The organism is Bradyrhizobium sp. AZCC 1578, from assembly GCF_036924675.1.
Taxonomy (GTDB): Bacteria; Pseudomonadota; Alphaproteobacteria; order Rhizobiales; family Xanthobacteraceae; genus Bradyrhizobium.
In genome coordinates this window covers 2,137,951-2,161,517 of the sequence record NZ_JAZHRZ010000001.1, presented here as the reverse complement: position 1 = coordinate 2,161,517, position 23,567 = coordinate 2,137,951, and the positions used below count along the sequence as shown (strand labels likewise).

The window sequence follows — 23,567 nt, the reverse complement described above, 5'->3', positions numbered from 1 at the left end:
GGCTTTGTTGTATCCATGAATCGTCCAGTCCGAACGGGAGCTGATCCCGATGAGGCGCGCGCGCGCATCCTGGAGGTGGCGGAGGAGCAGTTTCGCCGCATCGGTTACCACAAGACGTCGATGGCCGACATCGCCTCTGAACTCGGCATGAGTCCGGCGAATGTCTACCGTTTCTTTCCCTCCAGGGATGCGATCAACGAGTCGATCTGCGGGCGTGTCTTGAACGAGGTTGCTGACATCGCCTCTGCGATCGCACGCACGAACGTGCCGGCCATGGAAAAACTCGACCGGCTCCTGACCGCCGTTCACCGCCACAACAAGATGACGCTGGTCGAGGAAAAGCACATGCACGACCTGATTGTCGTCGCCATGCAAGAGAACTGGACGATCATCAAGGCGCACGTCGAACGGATGGTGGCGATCTTCGAGGCGATCATATGCGAGGGCATCGAAGCGGGCGAGTTCGAGGTCGAAGATGCCGCGGAAGCCGCGCGAGCTGTCAAATCCGCCTTCACGCCATTCTTCCATCCGACTCTGATCGAGCACTGCGTTCGACACGGCGAAGATACCGAAGCAGACCTGCGCAACCAGATCCGCTTCATCCTGAAGGCTCTCGGCAAGTCTGACTAACGGTCTGCCGCATTGAGGCCTGTGGTTCCGGATTAAGCCGACTACCTTCGGTGTCTCGTGAAGCTGTATCAGGCCATGAAGCGTTGCCAACATCAGATGTTGTGCAGCCGGAGCTGGCCAGGAGGACGCCGCACGCGGGCTATGTTGTCACGCGAAGTTGACGCTCTTGCTTAAGGGCAGTTCGCGCACACGCTTTCCTGTGAGAGCAAAGATGGCGTTCGCGAGCGCCGGTGCCGCAGGCGGAACGGGGGGTTCGCCAATTCCCCGCACCTCACTGCCAAGCTGCAATCCCTTGACGATGATTTCCGGTGCCTGATGGAATCTCATTCCCTCGAACTCGTGATAATTGGTCTGGACCGGCGCGAAGTTGTCGTAGGTCAGCTCACAATTCATCGCGTGGCCCAAGCCCCAGATAATGCCTCCCTGGATTTGCGCCTCGAAATTGATCGGGTCGAGAACCCGCCCCACCTCGCAAACGGCGTATACCCTGTCGATTCTGATGCCTTGAGCCGTATCGCTCACTTCAACGACTTGGGCCATCGGTACGCCAAATGATAAGGTCAGGGCGACCCCACGAGCGCGCCTGCTGTCTATTCGCGGCCCTTTCCATTCAGAAATATCTCGCAAGGTCTCCAGGACCGCCTTCGAGGTCTTATGATTGCATAGACGAATAAGTTCCGACATCGGATCAGCGCCGGCGGCATGGATCAATTCGTCCAGGAAGGAAGCGTGATGAAACCCATTCGCCGAGGCTCCAACCGATCGCCAGGGGCTGACGGGCACCATTTCTTTCGCGCGGTAACCTGTCACCCGGTAGTTCGGTATTGCGAAAGGTTGATCCCAAACACCATTGACACTCGTAGTGTCGGGACCGGGAGGAACGGGCGCCTGCAGACGGTTAAACCAGGAGGCTCCCATCGATTGGCCCGCGATATCGATACTCATGCTCTCAACCTTGCCATCGCGAACCGTTCCCCTTGCGCGCGAGAGCTGGATCGGGCGCGGATAGTCGTGCGCCATGTTCTCTTCTCGGCTCCAAGTCATTTTGACCGGAACGCCTTCCATCGCAATCGCAAGCTCGATGGCCTGCAACGCATAGGTGTCGTCGAGTCGCGCGCCGAAGCTTCCGCCGATCGGCTGAGCGTGCACATGAACCTTGTCTTCCGGCAGTTGGGCCAGCTTCGCAGCATGCATCTGGAGAAATAGCGGGATCTGCGTTCCCGTCCAGATGTCGAGCCGTTCCTTCGTATAGAGCACAACCGCATTCATGGGCTCGAGGGGCGCGTGAGCCAGATATGGCGTTCGATACTCCGCCTCAATCGACTTGGATGCGCCGGCCAATGCCTTCTCGACGTCTCCGTCGTTGCGAAGTCGGCTGTCCTGCAGGTCTTTGGAGAACGAATTCTCCAATACCTTCCACATTCCAGCAGAGTTGGCCGGATAGGGAGGATCGTTCCATTCGATCTTGATCGCGGCCGCGGCCTGAAAGGCTCTCCACGTGTTATCGGCGATGACGCCTACACCGTCTTTGACCGGGACGATCTTTTTCACGCCCCTCATCTTTTCCGCGCCAGAAGCATCATATCGTTTGATCGTGCCTCCCATGCTGGGATTGGCACGCACGGTTGCGTACAGCATCCGGTCCAAACGAACATCAATCCCATACTGCTGTGTACCGGTAGACTTCGCAACGATATCGATCCTGCGCATGCTCTTGCCGATGTAACGCCACTCCTGTTCCGATCGGAGCGTGACATCAGTAATGGGCTCAAGCTGCGCTGCCTCGACGGCTAGTTCCGCGTAGGTAACGGACTTGCCATCGGGGAAGATGACCTGGCCGTCCTTGGTTTTCAGTTGCGATCTGGACACTCCCGATCTCCTGGCGGCCGCCTCCTTCAGAGTCTCGCGCGCAACCGCCCCCGCCACGCGAAGTTTATGATATCCATCGGGTACAGTGGAGGAACCACCGGTGATCTGCATACCTAGCAGACGGCTTAACACTTCGCCGCCACCACGCGCGCTCCGGGCCAAGAAGCCATCATCGATTGTAGCAAAGGGCAGGCTATCGTCCATGATCCGGCTGTTGAAGTATGCCGGACTGGGCGGACCAGGATCGATGCGAACCTTATGCGGATCCACATCGAGCTCTTCAGCAATGAGATGAGCTTGGATGGAATAGGAGCCTTGGCCTTTATCGGCCCGCGGAGTAATAAGCGTGACGCCCTTCGCATCGACGCGGACGTAGGGCGTGATCGCGGCTTCGCCCGGCGGGAGGCCTTTGAGCAACGGATTGAGAGGTTCCTTGCGCAAGTTGTAATAGCCGAACGCTACGCCACCGGCGATCGCAGCAGATCCGATCAGAAACGTGCGTCGTGCAATTTTTCCAAGCCGAGCCACGCTATTTCCCTTTCATCATCTGGGCTGCAGTTTTGACGGCGCTGTGGATGCGAGGATAAGTTCCGCATCGGCAAAGATTTCCGCTCATAGCGTCGGCAATATCGGTCTCAGACGGATCGGGGGTTCTCGACAGGAAGGCTGCTGCAGTCATCATTTGGCCGGACTGACAATAGCCGCACTGCGCAACTTGGTGCTCGATCCAAGCCTGCTGAACCACGTGTGGGTTTGCCGGCGTTCCGAGACCCTCGATCGTCGTGACGCTGCCGCGAACCTCGCCAGCACTGATCGAGCAGGAACGAACCGCCGCACCGTCGACATGCACGGTGCACGCACCGCAAAGCCCGGCGCCGCAGCCATACTTCGGTCCCGTAATGCCGAGTTCATCCCGAAGCACCCAAAGAAGCGGAATTTCCGGTTCGATGTCCAAGTCGTGCCGCTTGCCATTGACGGTCAATTGCATTGCGAATGCTCCAGCGATTGAGAAAACGACGATGGCGCCCGTCTGCTCTTCAGGAGCTCCCAACACTATTGGCAGAGTTGAGGTCCCGCGGACAACGCGCGGTCATTCCCTATGAGTCGTTCCTCGTCTATTACCAGACTTGACTAGTTTTTTGCAAGTGACTAAGTTTTGTTCAGACATTTTGATTTGAGCGAGATCGGAGCCGATTTGGACCTGCTGATGAGGGAGCTGGTGTGTGGTCGATTTAGCGAGTCATCCAACCGTTGTAGCGCATCGAGCTGAGACAAAAGCGTCGCGGCCGCACACATTGGACGCCGATCGGCTCCGGTCATTGTGTTTGGAGGCTGGGGCGGACGACGTAGGCTTCGTCGAAGTCGATCGCGAAGATATCGCCGCGCACCGCGCAGATATCATCGGCGTGTTTCCCCGCACGAAGTCGATCATCAGCATTGTGTGCCGGATGAATCGCGAGAACATCCGAACTCCAATGCGGTCCATCGCAAACATCGAGTTTCACCACGTTGTTCACAAGACCGACGACGTCGTTCGAGAGATCGTCAGTAGGTTGGAGGCCATCGGCGTTCGAGCGATCAATGCGGCTGCCGTTGGTTTTCCCATGGAAATGGACCGCTTCGGCGCGGGCAAGCAATGGCTGGTATCGCACAAGCCGATTGCCGAAGCGGCCGGCCTTGGTAGGATGGGCATTCATCGCAACGTCATCCATCCTAGGTTCGGCAACTTTGTTCTTCTCGGGACCGTTTTGCTGGACGCTGAGATCAGTGCTTATTCGCGACCACTCGACTACAGCCCTTGTCTGGAATGCAAGCTGTGCGTTTCCGCCTGTCCCACCGGTGCGATCGCACCGGACGGGCATTTTGATTTCGCGGCCTGCTACACGCACAACTATCGCGAATTCGCAGGCGGTTTCACCGATTGGGTGAATGGGATCGCCGACAGTCGGGATTCGCGTGCCTATCGAGACAGGTTCACGCCGGCAGAAACGGCTTCAATGTGGCAAAGCCTTTCCTTTGGTGCGAACTACAAAGCCGCTTACTGTATGGCGGTGTGTCCTGCAGGCGAAGATGTGATCGGTCCCTATCTCGCCGACCGAAAGCAATACATGGAGGAGGTAGCCAAACCCCTAAGCGAAAAGGTTGAGACAGTCTATGTCGTCGCCGGATCGGACGCCGAAGCCTACGTGCCCCGCCGCTTCCCGCACAAGCCGATCAAGCGCGTCCGCAACGGACTCTCGAACATACGTTCGATTCTTGCCTTTCTGAGATCGCTTACATTAGTCTTTCAGCGAGGACGTTCTGCCGGCCTTAATGCGACGTTTCATTTCACGTTCGTGGGCCGCGAACCCGCGGAAGTGACCGTTGAAATCAGGAACAAGACGATAAAGGTCACCAACGGTCGTCAGGGTGCGGCGGATTTCGCCATGACAGCCGATAGTGACGCTTGGCTGAGCTTCCTGCGCAAAGAGGTGAAGTTGCCCTGGCTGCTGCTGCGCAGAAAGCTTCGCTTCCGCGGTTCACCGAGGCTCCTGCAGGCCTTCGGTCGATGTTTTCCGTCTTGATTTCTCGAATGTAGGCGGACCGCAGGTGGCCTGCCCCAATATTCGATCAGTGGCGCTGGGTTCGTCCCAGCGTGCCCAAGCACAGCTCGCGGGGCGTCCGAGGAGGAAAAGATGGAATCTCCGATCTTAATCACTGGTGCCGCAGGAACAGTTGGTCACGCCGTGTGCGAGCTACTGATCGGACGAGGATCCAAGGTGAGGGCGCTAGTGCGCAATGAGGATGTTCGGTCGGCCAAACTAGCCGAACGCGGTGTTGAGGTTGTCGTCGGGGATCTTCTCGATCTGCATGCGATGCATCGCGCCATTGAGGGTTGCGAGCGAATTTACTTCGGTATGACTGTGTCGGCTCAGTATCTCGAGGCGACAGTCAATGCCGCCGCCGTCGCGAAACATCACAACGTGAGTGCATTCGTGAACATCTCACAAATGACAGTCTCGCAAATGGGAATCAATTCGACCACAGACAGCCCACAGCAGAAGCTGCACTGGCTCGCGGAGCAGGCGCTGAGTTGGTCTGGAGTGCCTGTCGTGCATGTCCGTCCGACTTCATTCCTGGATACCTTCTTCCTCAGGCTATCGGCGAATTCAATCCGCGAGCATCAACAAATTCGACTGCCTTTCGGGAATGGAAAGACCTCGCCGATCGCGAGTGAAGATGTTGCGCGGGTGATCGCCGCAATCATCGAAGACCCGGCCCGGCACATCGGCAAGATATACGAACTGACTGGCCCGCGTTCCCAGGATATGAACGGGGTTGCCGAAGAGTTCTCCAAGGCTCTCGGACGTCCAATCACTTACGTGAACGTGCCTTGGGAACCTTGGCGCAAGCAGCTGGAGGATAGCGGCAGGTTGTCTCCGCATGCGCTTGCCCATCTCGCAACAATGGCTCTTCTTAAACAGCAGAATCGATATGACCGCTTGACGTCGGATGTGGAGAAGATCACTGGCACGCCGCCGCTCAGCGTTTACGACTTTGTGCTGCGCCACGCCGATGTGTATACGGCGGGAGACAAGAAATTCTTGCCATGAAGCGCGCTGCGTGGTCGCTGGGCCTGATCATGCTGGCTACATCTGCGCCGGCACGTGATGATGGACGCTACGCCAATTCACCGCTGAAAGGATGATTCGAGAGCCTCCACAGCGAATTCGGGCCATGCTGCTCGGACGCGGATGGATCCGTTGTTGCCGACGTCGATTGGGAATCACATCACGGGCACTATCGTGTGCGCATCGACCATGAGTGGGTGATGGTGCCTGACGGCGCCGTTGTCACTCAGCCGAACAAGATCGGGCGGACCATGGTATGGAAGTATTATATCGACGGTCACCCGCGGGTCCGCTGCTTCATGCCGGGCAGCATGATGTGACATGTAGCTCGGTCCGCGACTGGGCCGATCTTGTTGGCCGATACCCTTTCCCGTTGTGCTCGGCCGGACGGCTGCGCCTCGCGATGAAAGAATTTCTCGAAGGCGCGCTTCTCCGTCGACACCAGCGTTGTCGCTGATCACGGTAACGGCGTTAAGAGCGCCCGCCGCCAGGCTACGCGATAGTGAGCGCCCGTTCAGCCGCTTCGCTCAGCGAAATCCTCGATGTAGCCCACCGAACTCATGAAATTGGTCTTGACGTTTTGCATGATGAACAGCATTCTTATTTTGGATGACACGTGTCATGCAGAATGGCGCCGTGGTCCGGCAACTACGGTAACCAACATTGCCCATATGGCATGGAGCAGATGTGCGCTGCGTTCCAGGGAATGGCGATGACGGCTGAGGTTTTGACGGAATCTTCCGCAGACAACGCTTGCCTGAACCTCGAGGCGGCTACCGAACATGGAAGCCGTCAGAACCAGCAGTCGTCGCGGAGGGGACGCGTAGCGGAGGCAAACTGGGATCTCTTCCGATTATTCTCTTCCGTCGCGAGGTTCGGCAGTGTCAATCGCGCCGCTCGCGAATTGGGTATGAGCCAGCCGACGCTCAGTCGCCGGTTGAAGGAGCTGGAACGCCATATCGGAGCTCCGCTCTTCTTTCGAGTGTCCTCCGGTGTCAAGCTGACACAGGAAGGCGAACAACTCCGTCTGTCGGCGGCTGCTATCGTACGGTCGTTCGAGTTGTTTCAACGCGATCTGTCATCGCGTGCCGGCGACAGGTCCTTTTCCATCAAGATCTCTGCTACCGAAGGCCTGACCAAGCACTGGTTGTTGCCTCGCGTGAACAAGCTGCGCGCACTCAACGACAAGATCAGCCTCGAGATATTCTCCACTGTTCTCAAGCAAAATCTTGCCGCAAGCGACCTCGATTTTGTCATCCGGATGGGGCATCCGGGCGACAACGAGCTAGTAGGTCGGCGGGTAGCGACGGTAGCGTTCGGCTTGTTCGCATCCGAAGCATATCTGGCCGAGCATCCGGCGCCGCGATCCATTGCGGACCTCGACAAGCATGAAATTATCGGAAGTTCGGCTGACTTTGCCGGCCTTCAGGGCGAGCGTTCCGGACAAATGCTTCTTCTCACGCAGTTCAAGGCTGCGGGAGATTGCCGTGCCTCATTGAAAGTGTCGATAGCAAACCATCTTTCTGCCGCTACGGCGGGACTGGGGCTGGCATTCCTGGCGGTGCCGTTCGCTCTCGCAGAGGGATTGGTGCGTGTTCTCCCTCAGGAATCATCGTTAATGGATCTCTGGCTGTTGCGCCGGCGCGAGAGCGATCTGCGCAAGTTGACAGGGCAGGTCCGCCGGCTTCTCGAAACAGAGTTTGCAGCGTCTCGTGCATGGTTTCTGGGGCAGCAACGGCCTCGAAGGCCTTTGCAGCGCATTGCGTGACCGCATTAAGCTGTCCTTATCAGGAGCGTGCACGATTCTCCACGCCACGGAACTCCGGCTGCGTTGAGCGCAATCCGCTCCTGTGCAAGGACCCGATAAATGGGCCAGCACCGGTTACGGGCGGGAAGAACGGCGTATTTCGGCGTAGTCGAGGATCGACCGTCGCGCCGCCAGCAGAATCTTTTTCGATGCTTCCTCTTCCCTCATCACGCGGGAAAGAGTCATCGCGCCTACGATCGTGCACATCACCGAAGTAGCGAACTCGGTCGCGTCCTCGTCCCCAATAAGCGTAGCGATGCTGTCGAAGGATTTTTCGAGATACGCCGTCATGATGTCCCGTGTCCGCGAATCGGCGCGGGCGACGTCGCCGGCGAGAGCAGCAACGGCGCATCCGGATGCCGGATCATCGCGATGTGTCTTGCTAAGGTAGGCGTTTAGGAAAGACTTGAGCGTACGCGGCCCTTTGGCGCTCGCGGCGTTGATTGCCGATGCGTCGCCGTCGGCGAGAGCCCGATCGAGCGCTTGGGCGATCAGATCATCACGCGACTCGAAATGTCCGTAGAAGCCACCATGGGTTAGTCTCGCGGACTTCATGAGTTCGCTAATACTGATGCCCGCCAATCCTAGTTCCCTGAGCTGCAGGGCCGCCGCATCCAGGATCCGCTCCCGGCTTCTTGCCTTCTCCGCCTGTGAGTGTCCCACCTGTGTCGCTCCGGGAAATTGCAATTGACGATCTGGATGTCGGCCGCCAGACCTGAATTCTGGATGATGGCCTTCATTCAGGAGAATCTCGCGCGAGGATAAGCAGCCTTCGGGTGAATTTCCATATGTTTCCACGCGATGGCCTTCGCCGGCTTGCCCGAGATCAAGTGGCAAATTCGTTTCGCGACGCCAGTGCATTCGGAAAGCCAGGGACGGGCGAGGTTCAAGCTGATGCAAGTGACCGCCCCCGGCACAAACGAGTTCATGACAAAGTCGGAGGTCGTCGTCGAGATCGGGAACTCCGACGAGCCTGGCCTTGTCGCGGAATGGCTTAGTGTTTCCTATCTCGCGGAGTGGGTCACAGCCTGGTGCCTCGATAGCTGTGCAGTCAATGCCTAACCTGTCTCAGTTGCTAGAGCTGTTCTTTATCAAGAGCGGGTCCGGATCAAGCGTCGGCATCTCCATCGTGAAATTCATTCCTGAATAAGGCAGGCACAAGAATGCTGTAGCCGGCGTCGAGCACAAATTGTCATGTGACCAGGTCGAGCGCACCGCGGTGAGCCATTATCCCCTCAGGTGTCGAGCACTGCGTGGAGGAAGCAAATGAGCGAGCAGAAGCCCGCGCTGGGTCGGATCCGCACTGAGGTTCACGGGCGGGTGCTGAAAATCATCATCGATAACCCAGCGAAGAAAAATTCGTTCACTCCTCAGATGATGGTGCAGATCTCCGATGCGATGACCTTGCTGGACCGCAATGACGATTATTGGGCCGGCGTGGTCTGCGCCGAGGGCAGCGACTTTACCTCCGGCCTCGACATGCCCAAATTCTTCGGCCCGAAGGCCGAAAGGATCGATATCCCGGCTGACAACATCGACGTGTTCGCCCTCAAGGGGCGTTGCCGCAAGCCGGTTATCACCGCGGTGCAGGGCATCGTCTACACCATCGGCATCGAAATGATGCTTGCCGGAGACATTGTCGTCGCTGCCTCAAATAGTCGATTCTGCCAGATGGAGTCGAAGAGGGGTATTGCGCCGCTCGGCGGTGCGCACTTCCGCTTTCTGACCCGGGCCGGTTGGGGGGATGCAATGTACCACCTGTTCCTGTGCGACGAGTTCGATGCTGCGCAGGCCCACAAGATCGGCCTCGTGCAGGAAGTGGTCGATCCGGGAAAGCAAATCGAGCGTGCGATGGAGCTGGCGCAAACCATTGCCAAGAACGCGCCGATCGGAATCCAGGTCACCAAAGAAGCTGCGTTGAAGTACATCGAGGCCGCTGAACGAGCTGCGATCGACTACATCCCCAAAATCAAGGACCGTGTCTTCAACAGTCAGGACATGATGGAAGGCATCCAGTCCTTCGTCGAACGCCGTGCCGCGGTCTTCGAGGGACGTTAGTCGCTTGCGCCGTGACCAGTTCGGCAAGGAAAAGGAGTCACTTATGGGCAGCACGCAAGGCGTCCGATCTTACGAAGATTGCACCGCTCGCGTTGGATTGGTCGCCACATTGCCGAGGCACTGAGCGCGCCAAAGGTGGTTTTGCCATCGCGGAATAGGTGCGTTCGAGCAGATGCGAAGGAGCGATGACTTGTCATGATTGCCGCCAGCGAGACCTTTGGTGGAACTTGGCCTTTCGAACCCTGCTTTTTTGAGGGAGCCGGCTTTCGGATGCATTACGTCGACGAGGGGACCGGCGATCCCATCGTTTGTTTGCATGGGGAGCCCACCTGGGGTTACCTCTATCGACGTTTCATCCCTCCGCTTTCCGCCACGCACAGAGTGGTCGTTCCTGACCACATGGGTTTCGGCAAGAGCGAAACTCCTCGGGATCGAGAATATTCGCTGAGGACTCATGTCGACAACCTGACCAAGCTGATCGAAGCGCTCGATCTCAAGAACATTACGTTCGTTTTGCAGGATTGGGGTGGGCTGATCGGCTCAGCGTTCACGCTACGACATCCGCACCGCGTCAGGCACCTGTTTCTCCTCAACACGTTGGCCGGCTATGGAAAGACCTCCGCGGGGTCGACGCCCTGGTTCCAGCTCATCCTGAAGCATCACAAAGCCGGCACGCTCGGGGAGGTGTTGGGGCACTTGGACGTGAATATCCTCAGCATCATGAAGACGCAGGGTTTGGAGAATTTGTCGGCGGTGGATTCCAATTGGCTTGCAGCCTTCGGCTCGGCCTTTCCGACGAAGGAGGACTGCGTCGGGGCAATTGAGTTTCCGCTCGACGCTTTGCTCGGTCGGATCATTCCATACCTCGAGGAGGGCGTTCCGCTTCTCCAAAACCTGAAGTCGAAACCCGCGATGCTTGCGGTCGGCATGAAGGATCGAGCGATTGCGCCGGAGAACCAGATCTCTGATTTCAAAGCAATATGGCCTGACGCGCCGGTCATTAAGCTCCCGCATGCGGGACACTTTAGCCAGGAAGACGCACCGGACACCATCATTGCATTGATTGAGCTGTTCATCCAAAGCGCCAGGTGATTGTGCAAGCAAACCTGGCTGGTCTTGCGGGAACAGCGGTGCGTGTCCGGCTATGAAGAGGAACTCTATGAAAAGGAATCGCTCATGGGCAGCGTGAAGAAGGCATTCGATCTTACGGGAAAAATCGCGCTCGTAACGGGCGGCTCACGTGGATTGGGCTTGCAGATCGCCGAGGCATTGGGCGAGCAAGGCGCCAAGGTGATTTTGTCGTCGCGGAAAGCCGCCGATCTCGAGCAGGCGTGTTCACATCTTTCAAAGCTCGGATATCAGGCGGACGCTATCGCGGCCGACAATTCCAAGGATGACGATATCATGCGGTTGGTCGACCAAGCCTTGGGCAAGTTTGGCAGGATCGATGTTCTCTTGAACAATGCCGGCGCCACCTGGGGAGCTCCGACAGAGGATCATCCTGTCGAAGCATGGGACAAGGTGATGAATCTCAATATTCGTTCCCTGTTCGTGTTGAGCCAGCAGGTCGCGAAGCGGTCGATGATTCCGAACAAGTACGGGCGCATCATCAACATGGCGTCGATTGCCGGATTGCGGGGTCACGTTGGCGAGCCGCAGATGATTGCCTACAACACGAGTAAGGGGGCGGTTGTCAATTTCACCCGCGCATTGGCGGGCAGTTGGGGTCAGTACGGCATTACGGTCAATGCGCTCGCTCCCGGCTTCTTCCCGTCCAAAATGACGGCCGGAACCATTAAGACGGTTGGCCTCGACAAGCTGACTGAGGGTGTTCCGCTGCGTCGCATCGGTGATGAAGACGATTTGAAGGGGGCGATCATCCTGTTCGCCAGCGACGCCGGCAAGCACATTACCGGTCAGATATTGGCAGTGGACGGCGGCATCATGGCTGTCTGACAGCTCGCCCGCCGGCGCTTGCTGGCGCGCACTCAATTCAATGTTGAATAGCCGCTCGCCAGATGCGCTGTGGCAGCACTGACCAAGCCGAACTACCAAGCTGCCAACCAGCCGGTGCCGCGCAAGCGGTTTGGGCGGATCCGAGCGCACCGCCCATCCTAAAGGAGATAGCCGATGACAAGCCCTGTTATTATCGAGAAACACGGCACTGTGGCCGTTCTTCTGGTCGACAACCCGCCAGTGAACGCACTCGGTTCGCTGGTGCGCCAAGGTCTGCGCGACGCCATGCGGGAGGTGCTGGACAATCCGCAGTATGCGGCCGTCGTGCTTGCCTGCGCCGGCCGCACGTTCATTAGCGGGGCCGACATTCGCGAGTTCGACCAGAAGATCGAGGGACCCAGTCTCGACGAAATCAATCGCCTGTTCGAGAACCGGTCCAAACCTGTCGTCGCCGCAATTCATGGCGTCGCGTTCGGCGGCGGGCTCGAAGTTGCGATGGGCTGCCATTTCCGTATCGCGGCGAGCGACGCCAAGCTCGGGCAACCGGAAGTCAAACTTGGATTGATCCCGGGTGGTGGCGGTACGCAACGTCTGCCGCGTGCCATCGGACCGGCGAGAGCTGTGCAAATGATCGTGACCGGCGATCCGATCGGCGCGGAAGAGGCGCTGCAGCTTGGGCTGGTCCACCAAATATTCGAAGGGGAACCAGTGGCGGCGGGTGTTGCCTTTGCGCAGAAAGTTCTGTCCGAACGCCGTCCCCTGCGTTCGCTGCGCGATGACGATTCCATGCTGCAAGCGGCGCGCGCTGACAGAAGCATCCTGACGAAGGCGGCGGCTGAAGCGATGAAGCGCAATCGCGGGCTGGAAGCTCCGGCGGCCTGCGTGGAAGCCGTTGCTTGGTGCCTGGACGTACCGTTCGATGAAGCGATCCGGCGGGAATGGACGCTGTTCACCCGATTGAGAAGCGGCGATCAGTCTAAAGCGCTGCGTCACGTGTTCTTCGCGGAACGCAGCAGCAACAAGATCGCTGGTCTCGAGGCCGGCACACGCCCGCGGAAAGTCAACTCGGTCGCGGTCATCGGCGCAGGCACGATGGGTGGCGGCATCGCCATGTCCTTTGCCAACGCCGGCATCCCGGTGAAGCTGATCGAAATCGCAAAGGATGCGCTCGACCGTGGCCTTGGTACCATACGGAAAAACTACGAGGCGACCGCAGCACGCTCGGCGATGTCTTCGGACACCGTCGCCAAGCGCTTGGGACTGATAACCGGTGCCGTGGGCCTGGAGCACGCTGCGGAGGCCGACCTCGTCATCGAGGCGGCATTCGAGACCATGCAGATAAAGAAGGACATTTTCTCCAAGCTCGACACAGTTGCGAAGCCGGGGGCGATTCTCGCAACAAATACTTCCTTTCTCGACGTCAACGCGATTGCAGCGGTCACGAAGCGGCCCCAAGACGTACTCGGGATGCACTTCTTCAGCCCGGCGAATGTCATGAAGCTGTGCGAGATCGTGCGTGGCGAAAAGTCGTCGCCGGACGTGCTGGCCACGGCCGCTGCAGTCGCGCGGCGCATCGGGAAGATTCCCGTCGTCGTGGGCGTCTGCCACGGCTTTGTCGGCAATCGAATGCTCGTGGTCCGCCTGCTCCAGGCCCGCAAGATGTTGCTTGACGGGGCGCTGCCGCAGCAGGTTGACGCTGTCGCGACGCGGTTCGGAATGATGGGGCCTTTTGCCATGGGGGATATGGCAGGTCTCGATATCGGCTGGCGATCGCGCAAGGATAGTGGCGAGACATCTCCGATGGAGGATGCGTTGTGCGAAGCGGGAAGATTCGGTCAGAAGACCGGAGCGGGGTACTACCGGTACGATGCTGGATCCAGAACGCCGATTCCGGATGCCGACGTAGAGGCCTTGATCGTGGATACCAGTCGCAAGCTGGGCATCACGCGACGCCAGATCAGCGACGCCGAGATTCATGAACGACTGATCTACCCGATGAATAATGAGGGCGCACGAATTCTCGAGGAAGGGATCGCGGAGCGGGCGAGCGACATCGATCTGGTCTGGCTCCATGGATACGGCTGGCCGCCCCAGACCGGCGGTCCGATGTTTCTTGCGGACCAGATAGGCCTCCCCGTCGTGGCTGAGCGGTTGGCGTTTATGGCCGCACTGGACAAGGACGAAACACTGCGGCCGGTGCCGCTGTTACATCGCCTCGCTACCTCGGGCGGAACCTTCGCGGCTTTCAAGTAGATGCAGGAGGTGCGGGATCTCCGCGTCAAGAGAGGACTATAGACGAGATGGTCTACGTGATAGCAACGCTCACGGTGAAGCCAGAAATGAAGGCGGAGTTGTTTTCCGCCGCGAAGGATTGCATCGCCGCCACCCACAAGGAAGACGGATGTATTTCCTACGAGCTGTTCGAAAGTACCACCGATCCGAACAAGCTCGTGTTCGTCGAACAGTGGCAGTCGGCCGACTGCCTCCCTCTGCATTCCAAGAGCGACCACATGAGAGCATTTGGCCGCGTGGCGGTGAAGTGCTTTGCAGCCCCTGTACAGGTCCAGATCATCACTCCCGAAAAGGTCGAGAAGCGGTAGCTCTATCGTCCTCAGACGGCCCGGATACCGGGTTCCATATAAGAACGATTTCAAGGCTGCACGGACTTCCCGTCCCCTTTGACGAGTCATTCAGTAAAGGTCAATTGGAGTTCTTGCGCGAGCTCAACGGGAGACGCCAATCTCTGCTTCCGTACGGATACGCGGGACAATTCTTCTCGAAGCGGCTTGACGAGTTCTAAAAAAGAACTGTAGGTTAACGGAAAGACGGCTGAACAATGGCCGCGGTTTGCAGGATCGCGGGCCCCGCCGGGGCGCGCACTCCGCTGTTCACAGGGAGGACGCTATGCTCAAATTGTTCAAAGCTGCTTTCGCACTGATGCTTTTGGCACTGGGATCGTCCGCATTTGCCGCTGACGCGCCGGGGGTAACACAGACTGAGATCAAGATTGGCGGGGTCTTTCCTTTCAGCGGACCCGCTTCGTCGATCGGTTTGGTCGGCCGAGGGATTCTCGCTTATGTCCAGTCGATCAACGACCGCGGCGGCATCAACGGACGGAAGATCAATTACATTGCCTATGATGACGCCTACAGCCCGCCCAAGGCCGTAGAGCATGTTCGCAAGCTCGTCGAAAGCGATGAGGTTGCCTTCATCTTCAGCCAACTAGGCACGCCCGGTAATACGGCAGTGGCAAAATATCTGATGTCGAAGCGAGTGCCGGCTATCGGCATCGTCTCGGGGTCGAACAAGTTCACGAACGTGACGGACTTTCCGCTGACGACGACCAGCCTGGTCAGCTTCGACACGGAGGGAAAGATCTACGCCAAATTCCTGACCAAGACGCTGCCGAATGCGAAATATGCCATCCTCTATCAGAACGATGACCTCGGCAAAGATTACGTCAACGCTTTCAAGGCGAGTCTGAAGGGCGATTTCGACAAGAAAGTAACTGCCATCGCTTATGAAATCAGCGATCCGACAGTAGATTCTCAGGTCGTGAATTTGAAGAGCTCAGGCGCCGAAGCATTGCTGGTGGCAGGAACGCCAAAGTTTGCGGCGCAAGCAATCCGAAAGGCAGCCGAGATCGACTGGAAGCCAACAATCCTGCTGAACTACCCCTCCAGTTCGGTTGGCGCGACCCTTAAGCCGGCAGGCCTTGAAAGGTCGGTGGGGGTGATAGTCGGGACCATCCTGATGGATCCGACGGATGCGCAGTGGGATAGCACCGCAGGGATGAAGAATTATCGGGCATTCATCGACAGGTACATGCCGGGCGTCGATATCGCCGACGGCAATTACCTCTTCGGTTATACGCAGGCCATGCTGCTCGAACAGCTGATCAAGCAGTGCGGCAACGATCTGTCCCGCGAGAACATCATCAGGCAGGCGAAGAGCCTGAAGAATGTGGCGTTGCCGACACTGCTGCCCGGCGTCAGCGTCAATACGAGTGACAAGATCAACATGAACTACACGCAGATGAGGCTTCAGCGCTGGACCGGCACGCGCTGGGACCTTTTCAGCGAAGTACTCGATGCCTCCTCGGAGTGATGAGGGGCGACTAATGGCACGCGACAAAAGAGAACTCGTACCGGCAGGGGTACGGGTATGGAGGGATCAAATGTCGATGAAATGGAAGATTGTGGCGGCTTTGGCTTTGCTTTTGAGCGGCCCGGCATTCGCGGCCGAAGAGCCCGGAATTACAGCGACCGAGATCAAGATCGGCGGCGTTTTTCCCTTCAGCGGACCGGCGTCGTCGATCGGTCTCGTGGGCAGGGGAGTTATGGCCTATATCCAGTCGGTCAACGACCGCGGCGGCATCAACGGTCGCAAGATTAACTACATCGCATATGACGATGCATATAGCCCTCCTAAGGCGGTGGAGCATGTCCGCAAACTCGTTGAGAGCGACGAAGTGTCGTTCATGTTCGGCCAGCTCGGCACTCCCGGTATCTCCGCTACGGCTAAATACCTGAGGTCGAAAGGGGTGCCCAGCATCGCAATTATGAGCGGGTCATCCAAGTTCACGGATGTTGCCAACTACCCGCTGACCACGACAGGTCTTGTCAGCTACGACACCGAAGGAAAGATCTACGCCAAATATTTGACGAGGGCATTGCCAAACGCAAAGTATGCCATCCTCTACCAGAACGACGACCTTGGCAAAGACTATGTCAACGCCTTCAGGGCGTTTCTCGGTAAGGATTTCGACCGAAAGGTCGTAACCGCGTCCTATGAGGTTACCGAACCGACGATTGATTCACAGGTGGTCAATCTGAAGAGCTCCGGTGCGGATGCCCTCGTGATCGCCGGCACGCCGAAGTTCGCCGCTCAGGCCATCCGGCAAGCCGCGGTGATCGGCTGGAAGGCGACCGTAATCCTCAATTTTCCATCCAGCTCGGTCGGAGGCACGCTCGCACCGGCCGGTCTCGACAAATCGGTCGGCGTGATCGTCGGCACGACCAACAAGGACATTCTGGATCCGGCATGGAAAGACGACCCGGGTATGCAGGCCTACAGGGCATTCTTTGACAAGTATTTGCCGGGCGCCGACATCACCAATGGCAGCTATCTGACTGGCTATCAGCAAGGCATCGTGCTCGAGCAGATTCTAAAACAATGCGGGAGCGACTTGTCCCGCAAGAATATTCTTGCGCAGGCCAAGAACCTGAAGGACTTCGTCATTCCAACTGCGCTGCCCGGCATCAAGGTCAACACCTCCAGCGCCGAGAACATGATCTGGACGCAGATGCGGTTGCAGCGATGGGCCGGCACGAGCTGGCAAGCCTTCGGGGAAGTGCTGGACGCCAGGTCGGAGTGATCTGACCAGCGAAGCCACGAGTGCGGCAGTTCGATGCGAACTGCCCACCGTTCTGGCCCGAAGCTCGGTTGACGGATCACGCACCCAGGCGGTGGACCAGAGGCAATGGCCATCAGGGGGCAAGCGCGTGCAGCGCGCGCGATTGGCTCCACGCGTAATTAAGGAGATCAATCTCGATGTCGACGAAGGCACTGACGTTTGCGCCAAAAGAGGTTTCGATAGCGCGTCGAACCGACGGCACGCTCGTATTGAGCTCGCCTATTCAGTTGGGCGAGTGCGATTGGCGCATCACAGACTTCCTTCCGACCTGGGCAAATTCTGTTCCGGATCGAATTTTTCTCGCGCAGCGCAACGCGAGGGGAGGATGGGACGAGATTACCTATAGCGAGGCCTGGTTGCAGGTTCAGGCGGTCGGCCAAAGCCTGATCGATATGGGTGCAAAGCCGGCTGACAAGCTGGCGGTGCTTTCAGGAAACTCGATCGAGAACGCGGTGATCTCGTTCGCAGCGATGTCAATCGGGGTAATCCTGGCGCCAATATCGCCAAACTACACGCTGATGCCCGGCGGCCTGGCCCGCCTCAAGGACGTTGCGGAAGCGCTGCGTCCGAATTTCGTTTTCGTTCAGAGCGGACGCGACTATTCCGCCGGTCGGTCCATTGCCGAATTGGCAGCCGCGACCTGGATCAGCGTCGATGGCGCGCCGGACACGGTGCCTTTCCAGACTCTGACCGCCCGAAGCTTGAGCGACGGATTCGAGCGTGCATCAAGTGCGGTGTCTTGCGATGCCGTCGCAAAGATTCTCTTCACGTCCGGTTCGACCGGTTTCCCGAAAGGCGTGCTCAACACCCACCGCATGATGGCGAGCTCACTGCAAATGGGCAGCCTGCTGGTGTCTCCTCCGGATACGCCTGTCCAGGTCGAGTGGCTGCCATGGCACCACACAATGGGAAGCAACGTGATCCTTCATAGCATCCTCAAGAATGGCGGAACGCTCTACATCGACGACGGTCGGCCGCTGCCTCAGCTGTTCCACAAGACCATCGCCAACCTCAGGGAAATTTCCCCGACCGCCATGTTCAACGTGCCTGCCGGCTATAACCTGTTGTGTGATGCGATCGAGAACGACCGCGAGCTTGGCGCCAGCGTGTTCAAGCGGATGGATAGAATGAGCTATGCCGGGGCTGCAATTTCGGAAGGCACGCTCAAAAAGCTCTATCGATTGACGTCCTCGATCACCGGTCGGCGCATCCCGGTCATGTCGGGCTATGGCACCACCGAAACGGCACCGACAATCAGTACGACCCATTGGGCAACCGACCAGCCGGGAGAGATCGGTCTTCCCGCGCCGGGTCTGCAATTGAAGCTGATCCCGGTTTCAGATACTTACGAGGCAAGGGTCAAGGGACCCAACGTTACCCCAGGTTATCTCGGAAGGCCGGATTTGACGGAAAAGGCCTTTGATGAGGAAGGCTTCTATCGCATCGGCGACACTGTTTCGTTTCTGGATCCCGCGAAGCCGGAGCTTGGGCTGCGTTTTACGGGCAGAATTTCCGAAAACTTCAAACTCGCGAACGGCACGTGGGTCTCCATCGGCAATGTACGCGCGGCAATCCTGGCAGCCACGCGCGGCGTATTGCTGGACATTGTCGTCGCGGGGGAAAATCGTGAAGCGTGCGCGCTGCTCTGCTGGTTGAATCCGACCGAGGCAGCGCGGATTTCGAAGAGTCCAGGCTCAGATTTGACCTGCGATGCCGATGTGGTCGAATTTTTGAAGGAACGTTTTCGGGAATATAATGAAACCGTTGGAAGCAGCGAAAGAATCTGTTCGTTCTCTCTGTTGAAGGAGCCGCCGTCAATGGCAGCAGGGGAAATCACCGACAAGGCCTACGTCAATCAACGTGCTGTGCTGAAGCATCGCTCTGAACAGGTCGAGCGCCTCTACTGCAATGAAGCAAGTCGAGATGTGATACCGGTCTAAAGGCGAGTTCAGCGGTCCGCGACCCTTGCCGCATGTCGTGTCCGCCAGATGGCGCCTGCGGATATTCCCAGGCTGCAAATTGCTAGAGCGAGGCCTACGACGTGATATCCCAGCTGCGCGCGACCTCAAGCGGCTGCTTTGCGGCGCGCCTTTGCCTTCGGGCTCTCTGGCGCCTTTACCGCTGGCGTGCTTCGGGCACCGGGGCCGGGGTGGGTATGAACCTCCTTAGCCGAAAGCGGCTCGCCGCACTCAGAGCACACCATGACCGGATCGAAGTTCTTGCCGCATTTGCGGTGCTGGTGCAGCAACGGCCGCCCGCGTTCGTCGACCATGTGCGTGTCACCCCAATGCACAATCGCCATCATTATTGGATAGAGATCGAGTCCCTTCTGAGTGAGGATGTATTCATGCCGCTTGGGAGACTCCTGATAGGGAATGCGGCGCAGGACACCTAGCCGGACCAGTTTCTTCAGTCGCTCCGCGAGCAAATGCCGTGTGATCCCAAGCGCGGACTGAAATCCTTCGAAGCGGCGGGTGCGAAGGAAGCATTCGCGCAGGATAAGAAGGGTCCAACGGTCACCGATCACGCCGATGGTGCGGGCCATCGAACACGGCTCTTCTTCAAGGGCATCCCATCGCATTTTCCTGCTCTCCAGTCATCCGACGACCCGATTCCGCTCGAATCGTCCAGGGAACCTCAGCTTTACCTACCATTCTAGATAGGTACTCAGCTCCAAACAATCCCCTATTGGCGGTGCGCAAATCAGCAGAAAATCGTATGAGTTTGACAGTTCGTTTTTAGAACTGTAAAGATGGGTGGTAGCCGGAATTCGGCTATTGAACATCACACCTGATCATTCGATGCACGCTCCGGGAGAAGCCGACATGCCCCTGAAGGTAGAATTCCAGTTCGATTTCGGCAGCCCCAACGCATATCTGGCGGAGGTTGCCATTCCGGGAATCGAGCGGCGTACCGGCGTGAAGTTCGAGTATGTCCCGGTTTTGCTCGGCGGCATCTACAAGGCGACCGGCAACATGTCGCCGTTCGACTCGCTTCGCGGCATCAAGAACAAGCCGGAATACCAGGCGCTCGAGACCCAGCGGTTCATCCGGCGCCACAACATCACGAAATTCCGCCAGAATCCGTTCTTTCCGGTCAACACGCTGATGCTGATGCGCGGTGCCGTCGCCGCCCAATTTGAAGGCGTATTCGAGCCCTATTTCCGTGCCGCCTACCATCATATGTGGGAAGAGCCGAAGAAGATGGACGACCTCGAAATCTTCCGGAATGCGTTTGTTTCGTCGGGAATCGATATCGACAGGTTGATCGCCCGCGCACAACAGGATGACGTCAAGAAGAGGCTGATCGATCTGACCAACGACGCGGTCAGCCGGGGAGCATTTGGCTCGCCGACTTTCTTCGTTGGAAAGGAAATGTTCTTCGGCAAGGACCAGCTTCGTGACGTGGAGGAGTCCATTGTCGAACAGGCCCGTCAGCCTGTTCCCAAGACGGCGTAGAACCGAGCCTCGAGGTCCGCGAATATCTTAATCCAGGGCCGGGCGATAAGCTAAGTTCGGCTCAGGCCCAGAATAACAAAGTACAGGGGAGTGCCATGCCTGGTCCGCTCAATGGTGTTCGTGTCCTCGACCTGACCGGCGTGGTGTCGGGCCCGTTCGCGACCATGTTTCTGGCGGACCAGGGCGCCGACGTGCTGAAGATCGAGCCGATCGGCGGCGATATTACGCGCCGCAGCCGGGCCACCATCGACAAGGACGGCGAGTTCTCCGCGCTGTTCATCTCTTCCAACCGCGGCAAGCGTTCGCTGTCGATCGACGTCAAGAGCACGGGTGGCCGTGAGGTGCTCACCAGGCTGGTCGCGCAGGCCGATGTGTTGGTGCAGAACTTCCGGCCCGGCACCATGGAGCGCCTCGGTCTAGGCGTGGAAGAATTGCGGCAGCGCCATCCGCGCCTGATCTACGTTTCGATCAGCGGCGTTGGTGATACCGGCCCGTATGTAAAGAAGCGCGTCTATGACCCGATCATTCAGGGCTTGTCGGGCTTCGCCGATATCCAGTCGCAGCCGATAACGAACCGTCCGCAAATGATCCGCACGATCGTATGCGACAAGACCACTGCAGTGTTCACTGCACAGGCGGTGGCGGCAGCGCTCTATGCCCGCGAGAAAACCGGGCAGGGCGATCATATCCAGGTCGCGATGCTGGATGCGATGATTTCCTACCTGTGGCCCGAAGGCATGATGCAATATACGGTTGTGGGGGCCGAGGCCGCCGCAGCCGATCCCAACGATCGGCCGGATCTCGTGTTCAAAACCAGTGATGGCTACATCACCGCCGGCACGATTTCGGATTCCGAATGGCAGGGTTTCTGCCGGGCATCCGGCGATCCCGAGCTTGCCAACGATCCACGCTTTGCGACGCCATCGGCGCGTTCGGTCAACGCCACCGCGCGCATCAACAAGATGGCTGAGTATATCAGCCAGCATACCACCGCGGAATGGCTGGACCGGCTGGACGCCGCCGACGTGCCTTGCGCGCCGATCCTGCGGCGGAGCGAAATCATCCACAATGAGCAGGTGGTGGCGCGCGGTATCATCGCGGAATTCGATCAGCCGAAAGTCGGCCGAGTGCGGCAGCCGAAGCCCGCGGCTCGCTTCGAAATCAATGAGGCGGTAATTGGTGGACCGGCGCCCCGGGTCGGCGAGCACTCGCGCGAGGTGTTGCGCGAACTGGGTTATGACGACAGCGCCATCGAGAAGATGATCGCCGAACGTGCCGTGCGTGTGGCCGTCTAGGTCAGGCTATCGCGATCGGCGAAGGGTTCTCAGATCTTCGCCGCTGCCGGCGTGATCGGTGCCACCGGGACATTCGCCGCGACCGCTCGCTGATAGGCCTCCCGCTTCTGGATGCGTTCAAGGTAGGGTTGCGCATTGTCGCAAATACCGACGCCGTAAGCGATAGCCCAATCGAGGCACGTCGTAAGCAGGATGTCGGCGCTGGTGAACCGGTCACCCATCAGGAATGTCCGCCCGTCTGCCAGGGCGACCTCCACGTGTCGTAACTGTTGCCGGAAATACTCACCCGCCTGCGCGACGACGTCGGGCGCAATTCCATAGATATGTCCCAGTGCGTCCGCGCGATGGCGGCGCATGACGTAAAGGCTGGTGGAATCGAGTTCGGCCACGATAAAGAAGCACCATTCGAGCCATGCGGCATACTCGCGCTGGGCTTGGGGGATCAGCGAGCGTTCCGGCGTCGAATAGGTTCGCGACAGATAGGCTACGATCGCGGCGCTTTCTCCGATGCAGAAGTCGCCGTCCTGCAGCAAGGGGATCTTCTGGCGGGGATTGAGCTTGGTGTATTCGGCCGTCTTGGTCTCGCCGGTCCGCGGCCCGATCGGCCTGATCTTGTAGGACAAGCCAAGCTCATGCATGGCCCAGTGCGGGCGAATGGTGCGGCTTGTCCCAACGCCCCATAGGGTTAGATCGGGTGCTGCGCTCATCACCATTTCTCCACGGACGGACGAAGATCGAGTTCATGGGTCCACCCGTCTCGGCTCTGCTGATGGGCGAACCAGTATGCCTCGGCGATGGAGGACGTCTTCGTCAGGCTATCCGGAGGAATCTCGCTTGCCTCGATCCCCTTTGCCGCTTTCATGCGCTGATGAATGGCTTCGCTATCCACGCCGGCGTCAATGATGAGATGGACGACGTGGATATTCTTCGGCCCCAGTTCGCGCGCCATGGCTTGGGCGACCGCGCGAAGGCCGAATTTTGCCGATGAAAATGCCGCAAAGCCCTGGCCGCCACGGACGCTGGCGGTTGCGCCGGTAAAGAAGATGGTGCCGCGCCCACGTGGCAGCATGACGCGAGCGGCCTCGCGTCCGACCAGGAATCCGGCGTAGCAGGCTAGTTCCCACGCCTTGAAGAACAGCTTTTCAGTGGTCTCCACGAGGGGCTTGTTGACATTCGATCCGGCATTGAAAAGGCAGACCTCGATCGGCCCGATATTGCTCTCGACGTCGGAAAAAAGCTTTTGAACTTCGGCTTCCTGACGAGCATCGACGCTGAAAGCGTGGATACGGTGACCCGCAGCGCTGAGTTCATCCACCAGTCCCTGGGATTTGGCTGCGTCACGCCGGCAGATACAAACCGTATAGCCGCCCTTGGCAAAACGTCGCGCGACGGCCGCACCGATCGCGTCGCCCGCGCCCACCAGTATTGCTACGCCGCGACTTTCCGCCATTCTCGCTTCCCCGTAAG

The 23,567-nt window shown here is 58.4% G+C and carries 21 protein-coding genes and 1 pseudogene; 16 read left to right on the top strand and 6 right to left on the bottom strand.

What is annotated here, in order from left to right; translation table 11 throughout:
* The first annotated feature begins 15 nt into the window (after window positions 1–15).
* Window positions 16–630 carry a TetR/AcrR family transcriptional regulator gene (locus tag V1290_RS10510; RefSeq protein WP_334364342.1) on the top strand — a complete coding sequence of 205 codons (615 nt, stop codon included), beginning with the start codon at window positions 16–18 and terminating at the stop codon, window positions 628–630.
* A gap of 147 nt (window positions 631–777) precedes the next feature.
* Here V1290_RS10510 and V1290_RS10505 read toward each other — a convergent pair whose 3' ends face one another.
* Both V1290_RS10505 and V1290_RS10500 read right to left on the bottom strand, forming a co-directional pair.
* Window positions 778–3,027: a xanthine dehydrogenase family protein molybdopterin-binding subunit gene (locus tag V1290_RS10505; protein ID WP_334364341.1), complete on the bottom strand. Its 2,250-nt coding sequence runs from the start codon at window positions 3,025–3,027 to the stop codon at window positions 778–780.
* Between the two features lies 1 nt (window position 3,028).
* The gene (locus tag V1290_RS10500) at window positions 3,029–3,487 is read right to left on the bottom strand and encodes a (2Fe-2S)-binding protein (RefSeq protein ID WP_334364340.1); all 459 of its coding nucleotides are present in this window, start codon (window positions 3,485–3,487) and stop codon (window positions 3,029–3,031) included.
* A gap of 235 nt (window positions 3,488–3,722) precedes the next feature.
* Here V1290_RS10500 and V1290_RS10495 point away from each other — a divergent pair, with 235 nt between their 5' ends.
* The 4 genes and pseudogenes from V1290_RS10495 to V1290_RS10480 all read left to right on the top strand — a co-directional run bounded on the left by V1290_RS10495 (window position 3,723) and on the right by V1290_RS10480 (window position 7,878).
* Entirely contained in the window at window positions 3,723–5,063 is a 1,341-nt protein-coding gene (locus V1290_RS10495; RefSeq protein WP_334364339.1) for an SCP2 sterol-binding domain-containing protein, read from the top strand.
* 111 nt (window positions 5,064–5,174) lie between these two features.
* A complete protein-coding gene (locus V1290_RS10490; RefSeq protein ID WP_334364338.1) occupies window positions 5,175–6,092 on the top strand; it encodes an NmrA family NAD(P)-binding protein in 918 nt (305 codons plus the stop codon).
* A pseudogene (locus V1290_RS10485) lies at window positions 6,089–6,430 on the top strand (hypothetical protein). Before V1290_RS10490 ends, V1290_RS10485 begins: the two are co-directional and overlap by 4 nt.
* Window positions 6,431–6,738: 308 nt before the next feature.
* Window positions 6,739–7,878, top strand: a complete 1,140-nt coding sequence (locus tag V1290_RS10480; RefSeq protein ID WP_334364337.1) for a LysR family transcriptional regulator — start codon at window positions 6,739–6,741, stop codon at window positions 7,876–7,878.
* Between the two features lie 114 nt (window positions 7,879–7,992).
* Here the strand turns inward: V1290_RS10480 and V1290_RS10475 are convergent, their stop codons facing one another.
* Entirely contained in the window at window positions 7,993–8,778 is a 786-nt protein-coding gene (locus V1290_RS10475) for a TetR/AcrR family transcriptional regulator (RefSeq protein ID WP_334364336.1), read from the bottom strand.
* Window positions 8,779–8,811: 33 nt separating this feature from the next.
* Between V1290_RS10475 and V1290_RS10470 the strand changes: the two genes are divergently transcribed.
* The 9 genes from V1290_RS10470 to V1290_RS10430 all read left to right on the top strand — a co-directional run bounded on the left by V1290_RS10470 (window position 8,812) and on the right by V1290_RS10430 (window position 19,287).
* Window positions 8,812–8,979, top strand: a complete 168-nt coding sequence (locus tag V1290_RS10470) for a hypothetical protein (protein ID WP_334364335.1) — start codon at window positions 8,812–8,814, stop codon at window positions 8,977–8,979.
* A 204-nt stretch (window positions 8,980–9,183) separates the two neighbouring features.
* Complete coding sequence (locus V1290_RS10465) at window positions 9,184–9,975, top strand: crotonase/enoyl-CoA hydratase family protein (RefSeq protein WP_334364334.1); 792 nt, start codon at window positions 9,184–9,186, stop codon at window positions 9,973–9,975.
* A gap of 195 nt (window positions 9,976–10,170) precedes the next feature.
* Complete coding sequence (locus V1290_RS10460; protein ID WP_334364333.1) at window positions 10,171–11,067, top strand: alpha/beta fold hydrolase; 897 nt, start codon at window positions 10,171–10,173, stop codon at window positions 11,065–11,067.
* Between the two features lie 42 nt (window positions 11,068–11,109).
* Window positions 11,110–11,931: an SDR family oxidoreductase gene (locus V1290_RS10455; RefSeq protein WP_334364332.1), complete on the top strand. Its 822-nt coding sequence runs from the start codon at window positions 11,110–11,112 to the stop codon at window positions 11,929–11,931.
* Between the two features lie 174 nt (window positions 11,932–12,105).
* Window positions 12,106–14,184, top strand: a complete 2,079-nt coding sequence (locus tag V1290_RS10450; RefSeq protein WP_334364331.1) for a 3-hydroxyacyl-CoA dehydrogenase NAD-binding domain-containing protein — start codon at window positions 12,106–12,108, stop codon at window positions 14,182–14,184.
* A gap of 47 nt (window positions 14,185–14,231) precedes the next feature.
* On the top strand, window positions 14,232–14,531 hold the full coding sequence (locus tag V1290_RS10445) for a putative quinol monooxygenase (protein ID WP_334364330.1): 300 nt from the start codon (window positions 14,232–14,234) through the stop codon (window positions 14,529–14,531).
* 304 nt (window positions 14,532–14,835) lie between these two features.
* Window positions 14,836–16,038, top strand: a complete 1,203-nt coding sequence (locus V1290_RS10440; RefSeq protein ID WP_334364329.1) for an ABC transporter substrate-binding protein — start codon at window positions 14,836–14,838, stop codon at window positions 16,036–16,038.
* A gap of 70 nt (window positions 16,039–16,108) precedes the next feature.
* Window positions 16,109–17,308 (top strand): ABC transporter substrate-binding protein, encoded by a 1,200-nt coding sequence (locus V1290_RS10435; protein ID WP_334368983.1) that lies wholly within the window; start codon window positions 16,109–16,111, stop codon window positions 17,306–17,308.
* Window positions 17,309–17,484: 176 nt separating this feature from the next.
* Window positions 17,485–19,287 (top strand): AMP-binding protein, encoded by a 1,803-nt coding sequence (locus V1290_RS10430; protein ID WP_334364328.1) that lies wholly within the window; start codon window positions 17,485–17,487, stop codon window positions 19,285–19,287.
* 125 nt (window positions 19,288–19,412) lie between these two features.
* Here the strand turns inward: V1290_RS10430 and V1290_RS10425 are convergent, their stop codons facing one another.
* The gene (locus V1290_RS10425) at window positions 19,413–19,928 is read right to left on the bottom strand and encodes a winged helix-turn-helix transcriptional regulator (RefSeq protein ID WP_334364327.1); all 516 of its coding nucleotides are present in this window, start codon (window positions 19,926–19,928) and stop codon (window positions 19,413–19,415) included.
* A gap of 244 nt (window positions 19,929–20,172) precedes the next feature.
* Between V1290_RS10425 and V1290_RS10420 the strand changes: the two genes are divergently transcribed.
* A complete protein-coding gene (locus V1290_RS10420) occupies window positions 20,173–20,805 on the top strand; it encodes a 2-hydroxychromene-2-carboxylate isomerase (protein WP_334364326.1) in 633 nt (210 codons plus the stop codon).
* Window positions 20,806–20,900: 95 nt separating this feature from the next.
* On the top strand, window positions 20,901–22,100 hold the full coding sequence (locus tag V1290_RS10415) for a CaiB/BaiF CoA transferase family protein (RefSeq protein WP_334364325.1): 1,200 nt from the start codon (window positions 20,901–20,903) through the stop codon (window positions 22,098–22,100).
* A 29-nt stretch (window positions 22,101–22,129) separates the two neighbouring features.
* Here V1290_RS10415 and V1290_RS10410 read toward each other — a convergent pair whose 3' ends face one another.
* Complete coding sequence (locus V1290_RS10410; protein ID WP_334364324.1) at window positions 22,130–22,807, bottom strand: glutathione S-transferase family protein; 678 nt, start codon at window positions 22,805–22,807, stop codon at window positions 22,130–22,132.
* Window positions 22,807–23,550 carry an SDR family NAD(P)-dependent oxidoreductase gene (locus V1290_RS10405; protein ID WP_334364323.1) on the bottom strand — a complete coding sequence of 248 codons (744 nt, stop codon included), beginning with the start codon at window positions 23,548–23,550 and terminating at the stop codon, window positions 22,807–22,809. Before V1290_RS10405 ends, V1290_RS10410 begins: the two co-directional genes overlap by 1 nt.
* Window positions 23,551–23,567: the final 17 nt, after the last annotated feature.

Excerpts from the sequence above, each read along its gene's own strand:
- V1290_RS10510 (WP_334364342.1), top strand. The coding sequence starts at position 16 with ATGAATCGTCCAGTCCGAACGGGAGCTGATCCCGATGAGGCGCGCGCG.
- V1290_RS10500 (WP_334364340.1), bottom strand. The coding sequence starts at position 3,487 with ATGCAATTGACCGTCAATGGCAAGCGGCACGACTTGGACATCGAACCG.
- V1290_RS10490 (WP_334364338.1), top strand. The coding sequence starts at position 5,175 with ATGGAATCTCCGATCTTAATCACTGGTGCCGCAGGAACAGTTGGTCAC.
- V1290_RS10480 (WP_334364337.1), top strand. The coding sequence starts at position 6,739 with ATGGCGCCGTGGTCCGGCAACTACGGTAACCAACATTGCCCATATGGC.
- V1290_RS10475 (WP_334364336.1), bottom strand. The coding sequence starts at position 8,778 with ATGCACTGGCGTCGCGAAACGAATTTGCCACTTGATCTCGGGCAAGCC.
- V1290_RS10470 (WP_334364335.1), top strand. The coding sequence starts at position 8,812 with ATGCAAGTGACCGCCCCCGGCACAAACGAGTTCATGACAAAGTCGGAG.
- V1290_RS10465 (WP_334364334.1), top strand. The coding sequence starts at position 9,184 with ATGAGCGAGCAGAAGCCCGCGCTGGGTCGGATCCGCACTGAGGTTCAC.
- V1290_RS10460 (WP_334364333.1), top strand. The coding sequence starts at position 10,171 with ATGATTGCCGCCAGCGAGACCTTTGGTGGAACTTGGCCTTTCGAACCC.
- V1290_RS10450 (WP_334364331.1), top strand. The coding sequence starts at position 12,106 with ATGACAAGCCCTGTTATTATCGAGAAACACGGCACTGTGGCCGTTCTT.
- V1290_RS10445 (WP_334364330.1), top strand. The coding sequence starts at position 14,232 with ATGGTCTACGTGATAGCAACGCTCACGGTGAAGCCAGAAATGAAGGCG.
- V1290_RS10440 (WP_334364329.1), top strand. The coding sequence starts at position 14,836 with ATGCTCAAATTGTTCAAAGCTGCTTTCGCACTGATGCTTTTGGCACTG.
- V1290_RS10435 (WP_334368983.1), top strand. The coding sequence starts at position 16,109 with ATGTCGATGAAATGGAAGATTGTGGCGGCTTTGGCTTTGCTTTTGAGC.
- V1290_RS10430 (WP_334364328.1), top strand. The coding sequence starts at position 17,485 with ATGTCGACGAAGGCACTGACGTTTGCGCCAAAAGAGGTTTCGATAGCG.
- V1290_RS10425 (WP_334364327.1), bottom strand. The coding sequence starts at position 19,928 with ATGCGATGGGATGCCCTTGAAGAAGAGCCGTGTTCGATGGCCCGCACC.
- V1290_RS10420 (WP_334364326.1), top strand. The coding sequence starts at position 20,173 with ATGCCCCTGAAGGTAGAATTCCAGTTCGATTTCGGCAGCCCCAACGCA.
- V1290_RS10415 (WP_334364325.1), top strand. The coding sequence starts at position 20,901 with ATGCCTGGTCCGCTCAATGGTGTTCGTGTCCTCGACCTGACCGGCGTG.
- V1290_RS10410 (WP_334364324.1), bottom strand. The coding sequence starts at position 22,807 with ATGAGCGCAGCACCCGATCTAACCCTATGGGGCGTTGGGACAAGCCGC.
- V1290_RS10405 (WP_334364323.1), bottom strand. The coding sequence starts at position 23,550 with ATGGCGGAAAGTCGCGGCGTAGCAATACTGGTGGGCGCGGGCGACGCG.